General features: G+C 66.9%; 14 protein-coding genes. All 14 read right to left on the bottom strand.

Going from position 1 to position 20,276, the window contains the following annotated elements; genetic code table 11:
• Positions 1 to 177: 177 nt before the first annotated feature.
• The 14 genes from QMG61_RS08155 to QMG61_RS08090 all read right to left on the bottom strand — a co-directional run bounded on the left by QMG61_RS08155 (position 178) and on the right by QMG61_RS08090 (position 19,918).
• On the bottom strand, positions 178 to 1,977 hold the full coding sequence (locus tag QMG61_RS08155) for an asparagine synthetase B family protein (protein ID WP_283493842.1): 1,800 nt from the start codon (positions 1,975 to 1,977) through the stop codon (positions 178 to 180).
• The gene (locus QMG61_RS08150; RefSeq protein ID WP_283493841.1) at positions 1,955 to 2,212 is read right to left on the bottom strand and encodes an acyl carrier protein; all 258 of its coding nucleotides are present in this window, start codon (positions 2,210 to 2,212) and stop codon (positions 1,955 to 1,957) included. Before QMG61_RS08150 ends, QMG61_RS08155 begins: the two co-directional genes overlap by 23 nt.
• Positions 2,213 to 2,239: 27 nt before the next feature.
• The gene (locus tag QMG61_RS08145; RefSeq protein WP_283493840.1) at positions 2,240 to 3,466 is read right to left on the bottom strand and encodes a pyridoxal-dependent decarboxylase, exosortase A system-associated; all 1,227 of its coding nucleotides are present in this window, start codon (positions 3,464 to 3,466) and stop codon (positions 2,240 to 2,242) included.
• Positions 3,463 to 5,028: an acyl-CoA ligase (AMP-forming), exosortase A system-associated gene (locus tag QMG61_RS08140; protein WP_283493839.1), complete on the bottom strand. Its 1,566-nt coding sequence runs from the start codon at positions 5,026 to 5,028 to the stop codon at positions 3,463 to 3,465. The genes QMG61_RS08145 and QMG61_RS08140 overlap by 4 nt, the downstream gene beginning before the upstream one ends.
• Positions 5,028 to 6,386, bottom strand: coding sequence for a glycosyltransferase family 4 protein (locus tag QMG61_RS08135; RefSeq protein WP_283493838.1), 1,359 nt, complete (start codon positions 6,384 to 6,386; stop codon positions 5,028 to 5,030). The genes QMG61_RS08140 and QMG61_RS08135 overlap by 1 nt, the downstream gene beginning before the upstream one ends.
• Positions 6,383 to 7,909 carry a lipopolysaccharide biosynthesis protein gene (locus QMG61_RS08130; RefSeq protein WP_283493837.1) on the bottom strand — a complete coding sequence of 509 codons (1,527 nt, stop codon included), beginning with the start codon at positions 7,907 to 7,909 and terminating at the stop codon, positions 6,383 to 6,385. Before QMG61_RS08130 ends, QMG61_RS08135 begins: the two co-directional genes overlap by 4 nt.
• A complete protein-coding gene (locus QMG61_RS08125) occupies positions 7,906 to 8,892 on the bottom strand; it encodes a rhamnosyltransferase WsaF family glycosyltransferase (protein ID WP_283493836.1) in 987 nt (328 codons plus the stop codon). Before QMG61_RS08125 ends, QMG61_RS08130 begins: the two co-directional genes overlap by 4 nt.
• 218 nt (positions 8,893 to 9,110) lie before the next feature.
• Complete coding sequence (locus tag QMG61_RS08120; protein ID WP_283493835.1) at positions 9,111 to 10,400, bottom strand: glycosyltransferase family 4 protein; 1,290 nt, start codon at positions 10,398 to 10,400, stop codon at positions 9,111 to 9,113.
• Positions 10,397 to 11,548 carry a DegT/DnrJ/EryC1/StrS family aminotransferase gene (locus QMG61_RS08115; protein ID WP_283493834.1) on the bottom strand — a complete coding sequence of 384 codons (1,152 nt, stop codon included), beginning with the start codon at positions 11,546 to 11,548 and terminating at the stop codon, positions 10,397 to 10,399. The genes QMG61_RS08120 and QMG61_RS08115 overlap by 4 nt, the downstream gene beginning before the upstream one ends.
• Positions 11,545 to 12,186: a NeuD/PglB/VioB family sugar acetyltransferase gene (locus QMG61_RS08110; RefSeq protein WP_283493833.1), complete on the bottom strand. Its 642-nt coding sequence runs from the start codon at positions 12,184 to 12,186 to the stop codon at positions 11,545 to 11,547. Before QMG61_RS08110 ends, QMG61_RS08115 begins: the two co-directional genes overlap by 4 nt.
• Entirely contained in the window at positions 12,179 to 13,330 is a 1,152-nt protein-coding gene (locus tag QMG61_RS08105; protein ID WP_283493832.1) for a DegT/DnrJ/EryC1/StrS family aminotransferase, read from the bottom strand. The genes QMG61_RS08110 and QMG61_RS08105 overlap by 8 nt, the downstream gene beginning before the upstream one ends.
• Complete coding sequence (locus QMG61_RS08100; protein WP_283493831.1) at positions 13,327 to 14,352, bottom strand: NAD-dependent epimerase/dehydratase family protein; 1,026 nt, start codon at positions 14,350 to 14,352, stop codon at positions 13,327 to 13,329. The genes QMG61_RS08105 and QMG61_RS08100 overlap by 4 nt, the downstream gene beginning before the upstream one ends.
• Entirely contained in the window at positions 14,349 to 15,413 is a 1,065-nt protein-coding gene (locus QMG61_RS08095; protein WP_283493830.1) for a Gfo/Idh/MocA family protein, read from the bottom strand. The genes QMG61_RS08100 and QMG61_RS08095 overlap by 4 nt, the downstream gene beginning before the upstream one ends.
• 65 nt (positions 15,414 to 15,478) lie before the next feature.
• Positions 15,479 to 19,918 carry a DUF4082 domain-containing protein gene (locus tag QMG61_RS08090; RefSeq protein WP_502847022.1) on the bottom strand — a complete coding sequence of 1,480 codons (4,440 nt, stop codon included), beginning with the start codon at positions 19,916 to 19,918 and terminating at the stop codon, positions 15,479 to 15,481.
• Positions 19,919 to 20,276: the final 358 nt, after the last annotated feature.

Raw genomic sequence — 20,276 nt, 5'->3', positions numbered from 1 at the left:
CGTCCTAGTCTTCTTTTCGAATACGGTGAGCCCCCGCCGTGGGTGGGGTCGGGGAGCTTGCCGTAGGGAAATCACGTAGACCCCCATTCGGGGGGGCGCGGCAGTCCCATTAGACCTGACGTAACGCAACAGGTCAAACCTACATCGCTCGAAGTGCTATTGTGCGCCCGCGCGTCGCTATTGTGCGCCCGCGCGAACATCCCTCGAAATGGGCGCTCGGTGTCCGCCGCTCGCGACGATGAGGTTCGTCAGGAACGCGACCGAGCTGGGTCGCGGATGGAGCCGTCCGTCGATCACGGAGTCGATCCAGTCCGGCCGGACGAAGGCCGAGAGTGCCGTCGCCGACAGGAGTTCGGGATGCTCACGCCAGTGAGCGACGACCTTCCCGGCGAGCACAGAACCCCCCGCCGGAGGCCGATTCCCACGCCGGATGCGTTGGCCGACCTTCCTGGCCAGGCGGCGCCCCGTGCCCAGGGCGCCGACAGCCGATCGCCACGGGGTCGGGTAGGCGGTCGCAATCGGAGCCGTCCGTCCCTCCAGCGGAATTCGTCCCAGCTCGGGGTCGAGTTCCATCTGCAGCCTGGCGAGGAAGCGGGCGTGCGCTTTGTCCATCGGAGAAAGCCTCGATGCGATACTGAGAAACTCCTGACAAAGCATCGGGTTGATCACTGTTCGCTGGGCACCGACAGCTGTGTCGGTGACCCCCGCCCATCGCTGCATCCGGTGTCGCAGGTACAGTTCGTCCGTGGCCCGGAACCATTCGTCCCCACCCTTCGACAGCGCAGAGGCCACCTCATCGTCGGCCGTCGCGCGGGCCCACGCGGAGAACTCCGGGTCGAGCAGGCCCGGCTCGACTGCTTCATTCACGAACATTCGCCACGCTGCGAGTGTGGTCGCGTCCTTGCGAGTGAACGACCGCTCCCGGACCCCACCGACGTAATAGAAGCCACGGGCGATCTCCCCACCGAGGCCCGAGATCCGCACTCCTTGATCGAAGCCGCCCTCCGCAACGGTGAGGGCCGCGAGGGCAATCGGATCCGACATGCCGTCCAGCCGCATCGCGGCCCGCTGCACGAGGTCCCAACCCGCCGCGGCAGTCAACCCATCGAGGGCGGCAAGGCCGCGCACCTCGTGCCGCAGTCCGTTCCGCTCGGCGAGCTGCCTCGCTACGGTGACGTCCCCACTGCCGGAAACACCCAGCGTCATCGCCCGGAGCCCGCGTCGGCGAGCTTTCGGGATAGCGCTGAGGAGCAGGCGGGAATCCTGACCGCCGGTGAGTTGGAGGACCGCCTCGGGGTGGTCGTCCAGGAGTGCCTCCAACGAGACGCGTAAGACCCGGGCCGCCGCAGTCACGGCGTCCTCTAGCGACATCCTCTCTTCGGGTTTCCGCGCTGTCGCGGCCACGTGCACCCCCTCGGCATCGAGATGGGCGACCGCACCGGGGTCGAGCTTCTCCACCCCACGAAACAGGGTGCGTTGGCCGAGTTGCCAGCCGAGCAGGGACTGAACGGCGACGGCGGCCGGGTCGAGTTCGGCGCCGCGGATCCAGCCCGCAAAGAGGGCCGAGGTCGAGAGCACCGGCGCACCGGGGGCATCGGGAACGCTGTGGTAGAGCTGCCGGAACCCCATCGCGTCGGCGACCATGGTCACCCCCTGTTCGTCGCCGCGGACGGCGGCGAAGGGCGGGAGCAGGCGCGTCAGCCCCGCCGGGTTGTGACGCATGCCTTCGGCGATCTCTTCGGGCGAGACCGCACCGCTTTCGGTTCTCATCACCCGGGATAGCGCGAAGATCGAATGTTTCTCACTCAGCGATGTCACATCCCACGAGGTCAGTTTCGCCGCACCACAGATCGAGGTCGTCAGTCCCTCCTGGGACCCGAGCATCCCGTCGAGCGTCGGGGCATCGCGCTCCACGGCGACGAAACCGGGAAGGGCGCCGTCCGGCCCCTCGTGGCTAGGCTTCGGCGAGCTTTGCATCGACAAACCCGGTCAGGGTGCCAACCGTCTCGAAGATCTCGGCGCCGAACTCGTCGTCGTCGACCGTGATCTCGAAGCGATCCTCGATGGACGCCACCAGGCTCACGACACCGAACGAGTCCAGTTCCGGCAACGCGCCGAACAACGCCGTGTCCTCCCGCAGCTCCTCGGGGCTTTGGCGCAGCTCGAGGGTTTCGATCAGTACGGCACGGAGGGCATTCAGGGTGTCGGTCATGGTTGCTCCTTGTGGTGACGAGGACGGTTAGACGAGGATTTCTGCCGGGGCGGGGTGTCCGAGGAATGCGGTTGGGCTGGCGGTCAGTCCGTACGCCCCTGCTTGGAAGATGACGATGAGGTCGTCGATGTCGGCCGTGGGCAGCTCGACATCGTTCGCGAGCAGGTCGAGGGGAGTGCACAGGCATCCGACGACGGTGACGACCTCCTCGGAGGCGAGTTCGGCGCGGTTGCCGACGATGACGGGATAGTTTCGGCGGATCGCCTGGCCGAAGTTGCCCGAGGCGGCGAGCTGGTGATGCATGCCCCCGTCCACGACGAGGAAGGTCTTTCCGCGCGACACCTTCCGGTCGACGACCCGGGTGACGTAGACCCCGCACTCGCCGACGAGGTATCGGCCGAGCTCGATGACGGGGCTTGCCTCAGGCATCCGCTCCGTAATGGGACCGTCGACCAGCTGGTGGAGATTCGCCGCGACCGCATCAAGATCGAGCGACCGGTCCTTCTCGACATAGGGGATGCCGAACCCGCCACCCAGATTGAGGTAACGCACCGGGGAGGGAAGGTACTCCGCGAGGCCGCTCACCAGGTCGACAGTGCGGCGCTGCGCCTCGGCGATGATCTCCGCGTTCAGGTTCTGCGATCCGGCGAACACGTGGAACCCCAGCACGTCAACCCCGGCGTTGGCGTACTCGCGCAGGACAGCGGGCACCTGCTCCGCGTCTATGCCGAACTGTTGCGGTCCCCCGCCCATCCGCATTCCCGACCCTTTGACGGCGAAGTCGGGGTTCACTCGCACGGCGACATTCGGCACGAGCCCGAGTTCGTCGCCCGCCGCGATGACCCGGCGGAATTCGGTGCTGGACTCGACCTCGATCAGGATGCCGGCGGCCACCGCCTGCCTGATCTCCGCGGGCGTCTTGCCCGGACCGGCGAAACTGACCTTGTCGGCGGGGATCGTGGTGTCGAGCGCAGTCTGCAGTTCCAGGCCCGACGCGATGTCAATCCGGTCGAGCCGGCTTGCCAGGTGCTGCACGATCGCGGGCATGGGATTGGCCTTCATCGCGAAGCTGAGCTCCACCCGTGCGGGGAGCGCGGATCGCAGCCGATCGACCCGCTGGTCGAGGAACGCGCGATCGTAGGCGAAGAACGGCGTCGACCCGACCCGCGCTGCCAACCGGCTGAGCGGCATCCCTCCGACCCGGAGTTCGCCGTCCAGCGTGCCGAAGCTCGCCATATGCTCGTGCGGCTTCATCCGGACACCTCCGATACCAGTTGGGTGCGATCGTACTTGCCGTTGGGCGATCGAGGCAGCTCACCGCGCACATCGATGCGGGACGGGACCATGTATAGCGGCAGGGCCTGCCGGAGCGCGGTGGCGAGCGCGGAGACGTCGAGGTCGGGTGTGGTCGGCGTGACCACGAGGACAATGCGTTGACCCAGCGCCTTGTCCTCCTCGCCGAAGGCGACGGCGTCGCGCACCAGCCCGGTGCTGTACGCCGCTTCTTCAATCTCGCTCGGGCTCACCCGGTAACCGGATGTCTTCATCATGTGGTCGGTTCGGCCCACGAAGTAGAGGAATCCCTCCTCGTCGGCCACCACTGTGTCCCCCGACCAGACGGCCCGTTCAGGGGCACGCCACTGCTCCCGAGGATCGTCGACGGGGCGGTAGCGTTCGGCGGTGCGGATGGGGTCGCCCCAGTAGCCGAGCGCGACCAGGGCCCCGCGGTGCACGAGCTCGCCCTCCTCGCCGGGCGCGCACGGCGACCCGTCCGGGCGGAGTACCAGGATCTCGGCGTTGGGGATGGCCTTGCCGATCGAATCGGGACGTCGATCGATCTCCGACGGGTCGAGATAGGTCGATCGGAACGCTTCCGTGAGACCGTACATGAGGTATGGGTCGGCCTCCGTGAAGATTCCCCGAAGCCGATCGAGGGTCGGACGCGGCATCCTGCCCCCCGTGTTCGCCCAGTATCGGAGGTTGCCGGCCACGGCCTCCGGCCAGTTCACCTCGGCCAGCTGCAGCCAGAGCGGGGGCACGCAGGTGAGGCCGGTGACGCCATACTGCCCGCAGAGCTTCGCCACCTCCCGCGGCAGCAGGTAGTTCATCAGGACGCAGTGCGCCCCGACCGAGAACGCCGTCGTGACCTGGCTAAGGCCGGCGTCGAAGCTCAGCGGCAGCACGCTGAGGATGACGTCGTCGCTGGTGTTGGCGAGGTAGGTGCTCACACTCTCGGCACCGACGATCAGGTTGCGATGGCTGAGCACGACACCCTTGGGCTTGCCGGTGCTGCCGGAGGTGTAGAGGATCGCGGCCGGATCCAGGTCGATCGCGGGCGACTGGCCCGGTTCTCCCGCCGCCGCCTGGCCGTCGTCCCATCCGTGCAGTCGCCAGGCCGACGTGGGGTCCGGCAGCGCGGCGCCGACGACGATCACGTGCGCGATCCGAGTGTCCGGCAGGACCTCGTCGAGCTGGGTGAGCCTGTCGGCGGACGTGATCAGCACCTCCGCGCCGCTGTCGGCGAGGATGTGGCGCACCTGTGCCGCCTTGAGTACGTGATTGACCGGGACGAAGACGCCTCCGGCGGCGGACACGGCGAAGATCGACGCGACGGTTTCGAACCGCTTCTCGAGGTAGATCGCCACCCGGTCGCCACGCTGAACACCCACGGAGAGCAGTTGGGCCGCGGCGGCGCGGGCGCTCCGCCAGGTCTCGGCGTAGCTGAGCGTGGCATTGCGATAGCTCAGGGCCGGGGCATCCGGGGTGGCGGTGGCCGCCTGGCTGAGCAGATGATGAACGCTCGTCCGGGTGGGCATCAGCGGGTGGTCCTTTCGGCTCGTGCGCTGCGCTCCCGCAGATACCGGTCGAACTCTTCGGCATCATCGAGGTCGACGTAGCGCCGGCCTTCCGGGTCGGTGTCCTCGAGCGTCTCGTCCTCGTCGGTCCGCGCGGGCGGCGCGGGCCGGGCCGAACCGGACAGGTCGTCGTACACCGACACATACGCCTCCGCCTGGGGGCGCCAATCCATCAGGGTCGCCACCCGGGTGCGGGCCGTGCGGCCGAGCGTGGCGCGCAGCGCCGGGTCGTCGATCAGGGTCTCGATGGCATCGGCGAACGCCTCGACGTCGCCGGAGGGGACGTAGAGCAGGGTGTCGCCCCCCGAAACCCGGGTCTCGACCAGGTCGAAGGATACAGAGGGCAGTCCGTAGGCCATGTATTCCATCGTCTTGTTCATGGTCGACAGGTCGTTCAGGGGTGTCTTCAGGTCCGGGCACACGCCGATGTCGGCACGGCTGAGATGCTCGGCGATGGCCACCTTGTCCACCCGGCCGGTGAACGTCACGTGGTCATTGAGTCCCAATGCGGTCGCCTGCAGCCCCAGGTCTTCCAGGCAGTCGCCGAAGCCGAGGAGCGTGGCGGTCACGTTGGTGCGCCCTCGGCGATTCACGAGTTCGTCCACGACGAGCAACACCTGGTCGACGCCGTCCTGGGGCCCCATGATCCCAAGGTAGACCAGGTTGATCTGGTCGGCGGCACGTGGGTGGTCGGGGTAGATCGGGCGCATCCGACGGGTGTCCGGCCCGCTGCGCACGACGGTCACGTCCGCGGGGCTGCGACGTCCTCGCCGCACGGCGATGGCCTTGTAGGACTCATTCGTCGAGATGACCCGGTGCGCGGCGCGGAAGGTGGCCCGTTCGAGCCAGAGCAAGCCACGGTACTCCAGGGTCTTCAACCCGCCGCGGGCCTCACCGAACCGGGAGATGAAGAGCTCCGGGTTCAGGTCGTGGTGGTCGAAGACGAACCTGACGCCGAAGGGACGCCAGAGCAGCGCCAGCAGCCAGTAGGTGTCCGGCGGGTTGCAGGCCTGGATGATGTCGAACGGCCGGGCGCGCCGCACTGCCAGCGACAGCCAGGCGGTGCGCAGCCAGCTGTATGCGAATTCCCAGACGAACCCCAGGAGCCCCTTGGCTTCCGGGGCGGGCTTGTACTTGTAGATGTCGACCCCGTCGATGTTCTGGCGGGAGGGATCGCCTGGCCCCTTGGGGCAGATCACGCTCACGCGGTAGCCGCGTCTGATCAGGGCCTGGCATTCCAGCCACACCCGGCGGTCGAGCGGAACCGGGAGGTTCTGCACGATGATCAGCACGTGCGGCGACGACGTCGTGGGGTTCATGCTTGCTCCTTCGGTGCGGACGCAATGCGGACGCGGATCGCCCGGTTGAATCGGGGAAGGAGCCCGGCCACCTCGACGATGATCTGGCGGGCGAGCAACCGAATCACCACGATGGACACCACCGTCACGGCGAGACCGATGAGCGCGATCCTCACCATCGGAGGCAAGCTCGTCGAAAGAACGAGGACCACCCATCCGGTTCCACCTCCGGTCAGGGCCAGAGCGGCAAGTAGGCCGAATGGTCCGGCCAAGGTCCGTGGGGAGGCCTGGAGTAGCTTCGCGACCAGGAACCACCGGATGACGGTCGCGATGCCGGCGATCACCAGGAACCCCCACGCGATGGCATCGAGTCCCCACTGCACCATGACGGCCGTCGTGCCGACGGTGCACGCATCGATGATGAGCGCGTAGACGAACCACCGACCGGGTTTGCCGAGTCCGTAGAACAGCCCGTGATCGAGAGTCGCCCCGACTACCATGATCCCGGCGAGGGCGAGGATTTGCGCCACCCGGCCGCTGTCGGCCCACCCGTCGCCGAAGACGATGGGTATGATCAGCGGCGCGGCCACGGCCACCACGATCAGCGGCGGCGACATGATGGCGTAGGTCATTCGGAGCGCGCGCACGTAAGCGGCTCGCAGGCGCTCCGCGGCATCCCGGATCCGCGAGAACGCAACGGTGGACACGGGCAGCAGCGCCGCCCCGGTCAGGTCCTGCACGATCTGCACGATCCGCTGGGCGATGCTCAGATAACCGAGCCCGGTGAGGCCGAGGGTGGCGGTGATGATCGCGGTCTCCGCCAGAGCGCGACCCACGTTGACGAATTCGACTCCGAGCACCTGGCTGCCGAAGCGTGCCATTGTGCTGAATTCCGATCGGGAGAAGGCCAACGAGGGAAGCCACGCTGCCGCGACCCACGCGAGGACTGCCGTGACCAACAGTGCCGTCAACGTCTGGCCGACCAGCGCCCACACACCAAAGCCCGTCACGACCATCGTGATGGCTACCACCTGCGCGGCGATGGCGGCGATGGTCCCCTGAATCGCCAGCGCACGGAACCGCATGGCTCGACGCAGCAACGCGGTCGGAACCGACGAGACGGCGGTGAGCACCACCGCCAGCGCCAGCACCTGCAGGACCGGCACAACTTCGTCGGAGCTGAACACCAGCCCGACCAGAGGTGCGATCCCGACGACCGCGGCGCATAACAAGAGCCCGGCCAGCATCGAGAACCAGAAGCCCGTGCTCAACATCCGGCGACCGGTGCTCTCTGCCTGCACGATGTAGGCGGTGAATCCCAGGTCAGCGAGGAGATAAAAGAACGGGAGCACCACGGTCGCGGCCGCCACCGTGCCGAATTCCGCCGGGCTGAGAAATCGGGTGAGAATGGCGATTGTGACGAAACCTGAGAGGCGGACAACCCATTTCTGCACCGTGAGCCAGAGCACGCCGGCTGCAGTCTGCGCGCTGACGGACGGGGCGGCCTGCGTGGTTGCCGCGGGTTGCTGCTCCAGCGGGGTCACGATCCGTACACCTCGTCCTCGATGATCCGCACCGCGGCGGCCTCGGCCCGGGTCCAGCCGAATTGCCGGACGGACTCCGATGCTGCCCATGCCGCGGCCTCGCGGTCCGGCCGAGTCACGACCGTGCTGAGGGCGACGGCGAGTGACAACGGCGTTGGGTTCGCCCATGCGACGTGGTCGTTCACCAGGTCAGCTCGCGAGTGCGGCGAGTCGTTCACGACGGGTATTACGCCTGCTGCCAGCATCTCCTCGGCCACCAGGGAGATGTTCGTGAACGACATGGCGAGCGCGGCGATGCTGGAGTTGTATAGCTCGTTGAGTTCGGCAGGGGCGAGCCTGCCGTGCTGGGTGGCCGGGAAAGTGAGCCCCGACACCTCGGCCCCGTAGAAATGGATGTCGACCTCGGGGTGACGTTCGTGGAATTGTTGCAGCGCGAGGCGGGCAAGCCAGAAACCACGCCGGGGCACATCGGGGCGCGCGTAGAACACCACCCCGGTGCGCACCCGGCCGGGCAGGGGCCGGTACACCGACGTGTCGCACCCGAACTCGGTCACGTCCGGCGAGATCCCCACCTCGGAACGTAGCAGCCGGGCGACCATCTCGCCGAGGGCGATGGTTCGGAACCCGAACCGGTAGGAGTCCTCCGCCAGGGAGTACATCGACCCGCGTGGGTAGAAGTACGGTTCGAAGTCCTGCACAAAGTACAACCGTCGCATCGGCCCGGTACCGCGACGAGCGAGAACGTGGGCGGAATCCCATGAGGAGGCGACGCACGCGTCGACTCCTGAAATGCCGGCGGATGCGTCGTGGATTTCGGCGCGGACGTTCGGCCACCAGTCGCGGATCACCCGTTCGTGTCCGCGGGCGTCTCCGCCGTACCGGTCATACAGGAAGAGGTCGCATTTGTGACCGGCCCGCTCGACCGCCTCCACCATCCGGAAAAGAGTGGTGTGTCCCCCGGAGCCTGCCTGAGGAGGAGTCATGACCCAGCCGATCCTCAGCGGCTGCGATCGCGGCTGTCGGTGTTCGGGAATTGCCAGGTCAAGGCGCGTCGAATCGGAGATGTCGTCATCGAATAACGGCTGGTCGAGGGCTGCCGCGCCGAGTCGGCCATACGCGTATCGGGTGAGCCTCTGCGCGAGCCCACGCGGACCGTCACTTCGGACTATGCCGAATGCCTTGGCAACCTTCGCTTCAAGCGTCATTTCGAGGACCCTTCTCTGAGCCGTGGGGTCTCGTCGCGGCGGCGCTGCTCCCAAGTCAGCATCGCGTGCTGCCGTCCGCGCTTGAGTCGGCCACCGCTGGCCGCGTCGGCGGTACGCTCCAGCTTTGCCGCGAGGATCCGCGCCTCCATTTGCAGGTCGCCGACCCATGCGCGCGCGGACGTCGAGTGCAGCGCTTTCTCGTAGACTTCCGCGAGTCGGCTGGCCATGGCGGGCAGTCCAAAGTTGGCCTCGGCGAAACCTCGGGCGGAGACGGAGAGTCGTGCCCGTTCGGAGGGAGCCTCGATCAGGGCGCGGAGGTGCCCGGTGAGCAGGCCGACCCCGTCAGCGACCTCATTCGGGCTCCAGAAGCTGTTGCGGAATATCGCGTCCGTGGCCGGTTCCCGGAACACCGCGCTCCAGCCTCGTTCGCCGAGCACGATGAGCGGTTTGCCGAAGGCGAGTCCGCGGGCAGCCGAGCTCCCCATTCCCAAAACGACGTCGGCGGCATCGTAGGCGGGGCGCGGGTCCGAGAGCGGGCCCGCGAACAGGACGGACTCCTCTCCGAGCCGGGCATTGACGCTCGCGGCGCATGCTCGAAGGCGCTCTTCGGCGTCTCCTGTGCCAACGATGAGCAGACGGACACGGGGGTCATTCAGGCGGGCCACGGCGTTGATGGCATCCTCGATGCCGTGTGCCTTCATCTCCTCGCTGAGTCGGCTGACGACGACGAGCATGATCGAGTCGGGGCCGATCCCGAGACCGCGTCGGAATTCATCCCGGTCGGTCACGCCTGGCGCATCTCGGGTTGTGTCGACCGGGGGACTGATCAGGGTGGCGCCACCCTGGTGGCCCGACAGCTCGTCGCGCAGGTACCCCGTGCCGATCACCACCGGCACGGATGGATGCGTCCTTGGATCAAATGACATTTCGTAAATGGTGCGAACCAGGGCGCGCCTACCAAGCAGTCCGGGCCCCCAGTATGCGGCCCTCTCGGAGGCACTGAACGCGTGTACCAGGTCGGCGTTCCACGTTCGGGCGAGCCCAGATAGAGCGCGCGCGTGGCCGAAGAGCGACGCGGGGCGGTCGTAGGCCTCGAGCCTCACTCCGTAGTCGGTCGCGACGTTGAGCAGGGATGGCCCCGTGCGGGGGCAGGTTTGCCGCGGGCCGACAAGCAGGCTGTCGTATCCGTGCTGGGCGACCGCAGCGGTCAGTTGCACGGCGTTGATCTGGGCGCCGCCCAGCTCCAGGCTGCCGACCTGCACCAGTATTCTGCGGCGCACGGTCATCGATCGAGACCGCTCGACTGGACGAGGTCCGGCTGGGCGGCTGCGGGGCCCAGACTGCGGTGGAGCGACTCAGCCACCTGCGCCTGCTGTAGAGCAGTGAGATGCGGGAACATCGGCAGCGAGAGGATGCGACGGGCCGCCGCTTCCGCGACCGGGAACTGGCCCGTCCGGTAACCGAGGTCGGCGTAGGCCGCCGTGAGGTGCAACGGCGTCGGGTAGTGGATGCCGGCGCCGATGCCCGCGGCGCCGAGCTCCGCGAGCACGCGGTCGCGTTCGGCGACCTGCACGACGTAGAGGTGCCAGACGTCCTCGTTGCCCTCGCGCACGGGGGGCAGGCGCACACCAGGCAGGTGGGCGAGCATCTCGGTGTAGCGGGTGGCGGCGGCGCGACGTGCGGCGTTCCACCCGTCGAGGCGGCGCAGCTTGGCCCGGAGCACCGCGGCCTGCACCGCGTCGAGGCGCGAGTTCATGCCCGCCCGGTCGTGCATGTACTTGACCGAGCTGCCGTGGGCGCCGAGGTTCCGGACGAACTCCGCAATAGTCGGGTCGTCGGTGAGCACGGCGCCGGCATCGCCGGCAGCTCCGAGGTTCTTGCCCGGATAGAAGCTCGTCGCGGCGACCCGGCCGATCGAGCCGGCCCGGCCGACGGTCGACGACGCGCCCTGCGATTGCGCGGCGTCCTCCACGATCACCAGCCCGTGTCGCTCCGCGATCGGGGAGAGCGCCTCCATCGGTGCGGTCTGGCCATAGAGGTGAACGGGGATGATCGCCCGGGTGCGCGCGGTGATCGCGGCCTCGACGGCGGCCGGGTCGACCAGCAGGAACTCGTCATCGACGTCGACGAAAACCGGGACGGCACCGATGCGGGTCGCGGCCTCGGCCGTCGCAATGAACGTGTTGACGGGAATGATGACCTCGTCGCCGGGGCGGATGCCGACGGCCCGCAGGGCGAGTTCGACGGCGTCGGTGCCGTTGGCCACTCCGATGCAGTGTTCGACACCGATGTACTCGGCGTACTCCCGCTCGAATGAGGCGACCTCGGGGCCCCCGACGAACGCGGCGGACAGGAGTTGGGCCTGCCAGGTGGGGAGCACCTCGTCTGCGATCTCGGCCTGTTGTGCGGCCAGATCGAGGAATGGAACCTTCATGCGGGGACTCCCGCCAGAGGACGGGCCGGAACCCCGGCCCAGGTTTCCTCCGCCGGCAGGTCTCGCGTCAGGGCCGCGCCCATTCCCAGCACCGCGCGCTTCCCGACTCGAATGCCTTCCCGCACGCTGGCGTTCATGCCCAGGTAGGCGCTCTCCCCGATCCAGGCGTGACCGCCGAGGGCGACGCCCGCGCACAGGGTGGCGAACGACTCGACGAGGTCGTCGTGGGTGAGCGTGACGTTCGGCATCACCACCACGTGCCGGCCGAGCTCCACATTCGTGGTCATCACGACGCCGGCGAGGAGGATGCTGCCCGCCCCCACCGTGCAATCGACCGGCACGGTGACGCTGGGGTCGATGACGGTGACGTAATCCTCCTTGGTGCGGCCGTCCTCCGCGAGCCGGGCCACGATCGCGGCCCGCGCGACCCCGCGACCGGCGCAGACCAGCAGGCTCGCCCGCGGATGATCGATGGCGCTGACAATTCCGCCGAGGATCGGCAGCCCGTCGAGGATCTTGCCCCACAGGCTCGCGTCGTCGTCGAGGTAGCCAATCGCGGTGTGCTCACCGGAGCGCCGAAGCACAGCGAGCGCCTCCCGGGCCAGGCCGCTCGCCGCCACCAGCAGCACGTCAGCCATGTTGGACCACCGCGAGTGGAGCGAGCAGGGCGTCGATCACGGATGACTGTTGTGCCGCTTCGAGCTGATGGTACAGCGGCAGAATCAGCGTGGTGCCGGTGAGGTGCTCGGACACCGGCAGTGGACCGCGCAGCGACGGTGACCCGGCATAGGCCGGTTGCAAGTGCGAGGACATGATGCCTCGGCGGGCGGAGACACCGGCCTCGGCGAGTCGGAGCAGAAGCTCGTCCCTGTCGAGCGGGTACTCCTCACCGACCTCGACCCAGTAGGACTGGAAGTTGGAGGTGCCCCAGTCGGGGTCCCGCACCGGGCGCAGCCCGTCGATGCCGGCCAGGGCCGCGGTGTATCCGTTGGCGAGTTCGCGACGTCGGCGCACCATCTCGGGAAGTCGGCCCAGTTGCACTATTCCGACAGCCGCCTGGATGTCGGTCATCCGATAGTTGAATCCGATCTCCCGGTACTCCTCTGGAGGCGCGAGCACGCTCGCCTGCCGGTCGCTCGCGGACACGCTCATGGAGTGCTCGCGCAGCCGTTTGGCTCGCGCAGCCCATTCAGGGTTCGAGGTCGTCAGCATGCCGCCTTCCCCCGTGGTCAGCAGCTTGCGCGGGTGGAAAGACCAGGCGGCGAGCACCGCGCCCGCCCCGACGGGACGGTCCTGGTAGGTCGAACCGGCACCGCAGGCGGCATCTTCGATCACCACGATTCCCAACGGATCGCACAGCTCTCGAATCGGGGCGAGATTAACTGGAACGCCGCCCTGGTCAACGACGATGACGGCCCGCGTGCGGTCGGTGAGTGCTGCGGCGACGCCGGCCGCCGTGACGTTGCCATTGCCGGCGTCGACATCGATGAAGACCGGCACGGCCCCAACGTAGGTGGGCGCGTTAGCCGTGGCGATGAAGGAGAAGGACGGGACGATCACTTCGTCCCCGGCACCGACTCCGGCAACGACCAGCGCCAGGTGCAGTGCGGTCGTGCAATTCGAGGTCGCGACGGCGAACGGGATCTGCATGGTCTCCGCGTACAGCTCCTCAAACGCGGCAACGCGAGGCCCCTGTGCCACCCATCCGGACTCGATCACGGCCGTCACGGCGGCGATCTCCTCCATACCCATCCAGGGTTGCATCACATTGAGGCGCGTCATCGGACGGCCTCAGCTGTGACCCAGTTGCGATCTTCCATGTGAGAAAGTCGGTTGGGGTCGGCTCCCGCTGACTTCTGAAACCACTCAACGAGGTCCGCGACGCCCGCGGTGAACTCCACGGTCGGCGCGAATCCGGTAAGTGACGCCATGTGGGTCGGGTCACCGAGCAAACGGCGCACGTCGCCGGGACGAGCGACGTCGTGCACTGGTGTGAGGTCCGGCCGGCCTACGGCCGCGGCGACGGCCGCGCACAGCGCGTTCACTGTCACCTCGGTGCCCGACCCAAGGTTGAGCGTCTCCCCCGCGAGGCCGGGTGCGTCTGCGAGCAAGGCGAGGGCCGCGGACGTGTCGAGCACATGCATGAAGTCCCTCGTCTGTTCTCCATCACCGAAGATGATCGGTCGTTCGCCGGAGATCAACCGAACAATGGTGCGCGGAATAACCTCGCCACTGTCGCCCTCGAAGTGACTGCGTGGACCATAAGTATTGAACGGGCGAATGACCACGGTGTCCATCCCGTAGGTACGAAAGTATGCCCGCGCATAGGCTTCGCCGGCGAGTTTGCTTCCACCGTAAACAGTCTCAGGCCAGGTGGGGTGGCGTTCGTCCATCGGTGCGTACTGCGCCGTGCCGAAGACCTCGCTCGTGCTCACATAGACGAAGCGTCGCACCCCCGCTGAGCGAGCGCTCTCCAGCATCAGGAGGCTGCCGAGGGCGTTCACCTCGTGGTTTTCCAGGGGATCGTGCAGACTGTGTCGCACGCCCAAGCAGGCGAGATGAAACACCATGTCGATGCCCCGCAGGGCGCGCTCTCGCACCGCGCTGTCACGAATATCGCCGGCGATGAGGGAAAATCTCGGGTCCTCGAGCGCAGTAGCCACATTGTGCGGGGTACCGTTCTTGAGGTTGTCGAGCGCGCGCACCTCAGCGGCGTCGCGACCCAGCAAGGTGTCAACCAGATGGCTGCCGATGAATCCGGCACCACCGGTCACAAGGACGCGCGCCCCACTCAAAGTTGTCATAAGAACTCCCCGACCGGCACGCGGTCTTCATTCAGCACTACCGCAGCCCCGTTGGCCGCCAGACTCTTGCTTGCCGCTTCCAGCACGGACAGCACCCGCAGCCCCGCCTCGCCGTCGGTGCGCGGTGAACGACCCTCGCGGATGCTCTCCGCGAACTCGGCCACCATGGCCCCCAGTGCCTCCCGTTCCGGCAGCGCCGGCGACCACGTGTCGCCGAGCCGATACGAGATGGTGGCCGCCTGGCGCTCGGCGCCGTCGAGGGCCTGCAATTCCAGGTCGACGCCGCGGTCATAGACGCTGAGACGCTGTTGCGGGTTGAGGTCGTCCCAGACCAGGGTGCGTTTGGTGCCGCCGACGATCATCTGGCGAATCTTCGTCGGACTCAACCAATTGACGTGCACGTGGGCCATTGCGCCATTGGGAAGCGGCAGTACGAGGTAGCCGATGCAGGATTTCCCTGAGCCCAGGGGATCCGCGCCGTTGGCCGAGACGCTGCGCGGTCGCAGGCCCCCGGGGAGGATGAAGTCGATGATCGACAGGTCGTGCGGTGCCAGGTCCCAGAAGACGTCGACGTCGGGTTGGATGAGGCCGAGGTTGATCCGCACGGAGTCGATGAACAGGACCTCACCGAGGGAGCCCGCCCTGATCAGCTCCCGGATCTTGAGGACGGCCGGCGTGTAGCAGTAGGTGTGGTCGGTCATCAGGACCAGGCCACGTTCAGCGGCAGCGCGCACCATGTCTCGTCCACGCATTCCGGTGTCCGCGAGGGGCTTCTCGACCATTACATGCTTGCCCCCGTTTAGGGCGGCCCGCGTGATGCCGTGGTGGGTGCGGGCCGGCGTCGCGATCGCAACGGCGTCCACGTCGTCCGAGGTCAGGAGGTCATTGAGTGAGGTGACCGCGCGAACGCCGCCGACCGTGTCGGCCAGCTTCTGGGCTCGGTCCAGGTCGAGGTCGCAGATCGCGACAAGATCCCAGTCCGGGCTGTTGTGGAAATTTCGAGCTAGGTTGGGGCCCCAATAGCCCGCTCCGATGACGGCGATCCTCAGCTTGGTATTCATCCTTGCCCCCCAATCGAATTGTGTGGTGTCGGTGCTTTCGGCACGTCGAGTTCAAACGAACATGGCTAGGGAGTGGGGACGAATCGGACGTCAGCCCAGAAGTTATGGCCCGCGACATTGTTCGGGAAACCGGTCGAGTAGCTGTACGCGCCACCGTTGGCGACCGTGACGAGCGAACCGTTCGTGACCGGAACCGCCAGCGTATTCAGGTCGACGGCATACGAACCGGCGGTGGTGTAGTAGCTGGCGCGGTATTCAACCCCGGCTTGCACGGCGACCGGCGTATCAAAGGTGAGATCCTGCCATCCGCTCGTCGACGAGGCGGCGAAGGTCCCCGTTGCGAGCAGGGCGCCGGTCGCGGACCAGAGCGACCCTGGGTGCGCCACGGTGTCGACCGGACCGCGGAAGTACCGGACCCCGGTGACGTTGCCGGGCACCGAGGCCGTGAACCGCACGCCGATCTGCACCGGGGAGGAATCAGCCCAGGAGAGGTTCGTCGGCGTGCTCGTCGGCGAGAAGATGGACGCTTCCGGAGTCGGCGTCGGCGTCGGAGTCGGAGTCGGAGTCGGAGTCGGAGTCGGAGTCGGAGTCGGAGTCGGAGTCGGCGTGACGGTGAAGACAACGTCGACGAAGTAGTTCGTGGCGTTCCAGGAGTACGTGGGGAATCCACCGGTTGCGACGTAGAGGTATCGCCCGTTGCCGCTCGCCGGTGCCATCAGGGGGCCAACGGTCTTCGCCTGCGCGAAGTAGTTGGGAGTGAAGGAGTAGCGACCCAAGGGTGCGAAGTACGACACGACATAGTTTTGACCGGCCGTCAGGGCAAGCGGTGTGTCCAGTTGGGCGGTCTGCCAACCGTTGGCCGTTTCGCCGGTGAAGGTCACGGTGGCCAGGCGCACGCCACCTGGGGACCAGATGGAGCCCGTGTGGGTGCCGGTGTTGCCTGTCCCCTTGAAGAAGCGGATCGCGGTGACGGTGCCATCCCGCGAAGGGGTAAAGGCGGTCCCGAGTTCCACCGCAGAGGTATCCCCCGTTGCGGAGAGATTCGCCGGGGTTTCACTGCCGAACAGGCTGTATGTGCCTTGCCCATCGACCGCGGCCACGGTGAAGGCCCAGGTCTGGGTGGCCAGGGCCACCCCTTGGGTCGAGGTCACATTGCTCAGGCTGACGTTGATCGTTGCCCCGTTCGGAAGCGCCTGGGTCGGAGTGAACGTGATCGTTGTGCCGTCACCGGACAGGGTCGTCGTGCCGGCAATAGGAGCTCCAGCGTTCTGGGCGGTCAGGGAATATCCTGGTTTGACCGGCGTCGAAAGCTGGGCCGCGATGACAGTTCCCGGATCAACATAGAGCGCTCCGGCGGCCGGCGTGAGGCCGACGACCGTGATGGAGTCCGCGGTGCGGTTGAAGATGACATCGACGAGATAACTTGTCGAGGACCTGGACGACGGGAAGCCATCCGCGTAGATGTACGATCCGGCATTGGCGCTTGCGCTGAGCGGCGTCTTCGTGATGCCTGACCCGCTGAAGACACCCGGCGATGCCGAATACGTTCCGTTCGGGGACCGATAGGAGGCAATGTACTCGGTACCGGCGGCGATGGTCACCGGGGTACCGAACGTCACGGTCTGCCAGCCGGAGATGCTCTCGGTCGCAAATGTTGCCGTCGCCAGCTGGGCGCCGCCCGCCGTCCAGAGGGCGCCGGTGTGGACACCGGTGTTGCCTGCGCTCTTGTAGAACCGGATTCCGGAGACTGTTCCGGCGACCGTGCTCGAGAATCGCACGCCCAGCGTCAGCATGGCCGCGTCGGAGATCTGAAGGATGCTCGGCACCGTCGCGTCAGTGAAGAGGCTGCACGGGCAGATCCCATCGGCGGCGGACGGTCGGACCGTGGTGAATGCCCATGTCCCACCTGACGAGAGTGCGACTCCCGCGGTGTCCTTCGCCGTAAGGGTCACGGAGTAGGTGACGAACCCGTTGAGTGCGCTCGACGGTGTGAACATCGCCGTGCGGGTGGTCGCGGCGTAGCTCGTGGTGCCGGCCACTGTTGCACCGAGTTGGTCCACGACAGTGAATCTGATGGAGGTCGGGTCAGACTCCTTGGAGAGCACTGCACTGATGGTAGTGTCGGTCGGCACGCTTGAGGAGCCGGGAAGCGGCGCCTGTCCGATGGCCACCAGCGGTGAGCTGTCGGTGGCATCGAAGACGGCATCGACGAAGTAATTGCTCTGCAGGTAGCTGTCAACGGGGAATGACCCGTTCGTGCTGTACACGCCGGCTGGCGCTGTCCCGAATCCGCCCGCGACACTAAGTGGCGCACTGGTGACCCCGCGATAGGACCAGTAGTACGTCGCTGCCGCATAGTGTCCCCTCGGCGCCGAATAGGACACCGTGTAGGTTGCCCCCATCGCCACTTGCACTGCGGACGTGAAGGTAGCCGTTTGCCACCCGGAGGCACTCTCGTTGCCGAAGGTCACCGTTGCCAGACGCACGCCGGTCGAACTCCACAGAGACCCCGTGTGGGAACCCGAATTCGCCAGGCTCTTGTAGAACCGAACCCCGGTGACATAGCCGTTCTGGGTGGGCGTGAAGCGGAGTCCGACCTCAACGGCCGACGTATCGCCGGAATCCGGCACCGAGGGCACCTGGGCTCCGAAGACGGAGTACGGCCCGGTGCTCGTGATCGCGAAAAGGGTCGGAGTGGCCGGTCGGTTCAGGCTGTCGTCAATCGCCCGCACCCGAATGCTCTGGGGGCCGACGCCGTGCTGAATGTAGGTGTACGACCAAGTTGTCCGGCCGATCGCCGGGTGCCAGCTCGCACCGGCGTCGGTCGAGACCTCGACCCCGGCGACGACACCACCGACGTCTGCGGCCGTGCCGGTCAGGGTCACACTGGCTCCATTGGGCACCGACGTTCCGGCCGTCGGAGAGGTCACTGTGACCGTCGGCGCCGTCGTGTCCGCGCTCGTGGTGGCCGCGATGAGTCCGCTCGAGAGTGTCGCGGGCTGGGCGCCCATATCAGCGAAGAGGTTGACTTGCGCCTGTTGCATCCGCAGGTCAGCGGCCGCACCCGCGCCGTCGTGGGTCTGGTCGAGCCCCCAGGTCCACTGGATGCTTCCTGCGGAGAAAACCAGTGCACCGCTGGGCGCGCGGTACATCGTCAGATGGTGCGTTGTCGTTCCTGCTGCGACGGTGTTGCCGAAGTCCTGCAGGTATTCGGGCACGGCACCGGTGGTCGTCGACAGCCGGATCTGCCCGGCGGGCCGGAACCCGTTGTCGAGGTCTTCATTGGACTCATAGCCGATGGTGTGAGGCGCGAGCGCAGCGGTCGAGCCGGCGGCGAGTGTGGCCAGACTGGTGTTTCGCCAGAGGCGATTCTTACCCTCGGCCGCAGACACCGTGACCGGCAGGTCGGAGAAATTCGACTGGTAGAGAGTGCCGGTCAGGGCGTTTTCGGGCAGGCCACCGCCGTTTGCCTGTGGGGCAAAGCGGGGATCCCGCCAGGTTCCGGTCCACTCTGGCGACGGGTCGACCTTGGCGTTGGCCCTGGTCTCCTTATAGCTGACCATCGTTCGGTACGGGGTGGCCCCCGCTACCGACGGTTCGTAACGGATGCGCCAGTAGGCCTCGTTGCCGGTGAGGAACTGCAGGTTCACCCCGGCATCACGCGCTGCCTCGACGTTGGTGCGCTGCGCACCGGACCAATACTCGTCGTGTCCGACGGACAGGAAGACCTTATGGTTCAGCAGCACCGAACCGACACGGTCGGTGTCCACGTCACTGAAGTAGGAGACGTCGTAGCCGTTCTTCTCCATGAACCGCACCAGCGGGTATTCGTTGGCGAAATAGAAGTCTCGGCCACTCACGACGCCGCGGGTGCTGAAGGGGCGGTTGTAGCTGACCTTGTAGGCACGCCCGACGGGCCCGCCTTGGTAAAGGCTCGAGCCGCCGTAGGTGTTGTAGGCCTGCCAGGTCGTGTCCGCGGTCTGAAAGAGAACGGCGGAACGGCTGGCCTCATTGCGCACGACAAACGTGATGTGGCTTTGACCGCCGCTGTCGGTGCGGGTCAGGAGCGCGAAATAGACGCCGGAAACCGCGTCGGCCGGGACCGGCCACGATGCGGACACACCCCAGTTGCCGCAGTCGTACAATCCCGTCGACGCATCGCTCAAACAAGCGGGCTGCGCCTGTGGCAGCGTCACCGAAGGGCTGACCGAGGCGACTTTCCGCGCGCCCAGTCCCTGGTACCAACCGGTCCGATAAATATCGATCGTGTATGCCCGGGCGGCGGTCAATACCTTGAACTTGACCGTCGTACCGACGTTGACGCTGATGTCGGTTGAGAAACCCTGGATGGTGGAATCGCCGGAACCGCTGATGTCCCACACCGTGGGGTTGGTGCCAGGGAGCGCGTTCTCGCAGACGATCGGGTTGACGGCGGCGCCGCACCCGGCTGCGGCCATCGCCGGTGTCGACGGGGCGAACAGGGTCGCAACGAGGACCGTGGCCATCAGTATCGCGCTCGCGGTCAAGGCGCTCAGTCGTGTGACCGGCGTTCGGGGGGCCAGCGTGTTGCGGAAAAATCCACTTTTCAAGGTCGACACACGTACTCCAAGGCATCCCGGGAGGCTGTGGCCGTTCGGGTAACGACCGCCGTTGCTGGTCTCCGTCGGGGTAGCTAGGCGAAGTGGTTGCCGTTCCAGCGTGCGTTCACGGAATCCGGCGGAGGGTAAGGCCGACGGAGAGTTGAGATCCGCTCACACCGAAGAGAATGCCACACGTCGAGGCTGTTCGCATACCCCCGTTCGGGGGCGAAACGGGGGCTGTGGGCGTGGCGGATGGCACCGACGGCGGGGCCGAACCGCCCGT

It is taken from the genome of Cryobacterium sp. PH31-AA6 (assembly GCF_030063195.1).
Classification (GTDB): Bacteria; Actinomycetota; Actinomycetes; order Actinomycetales; family Microbacteriaceae; genus Cryobacterium.
This window is presented reverse-complemented; position numbering and strand designations above follow the sequence as displayed.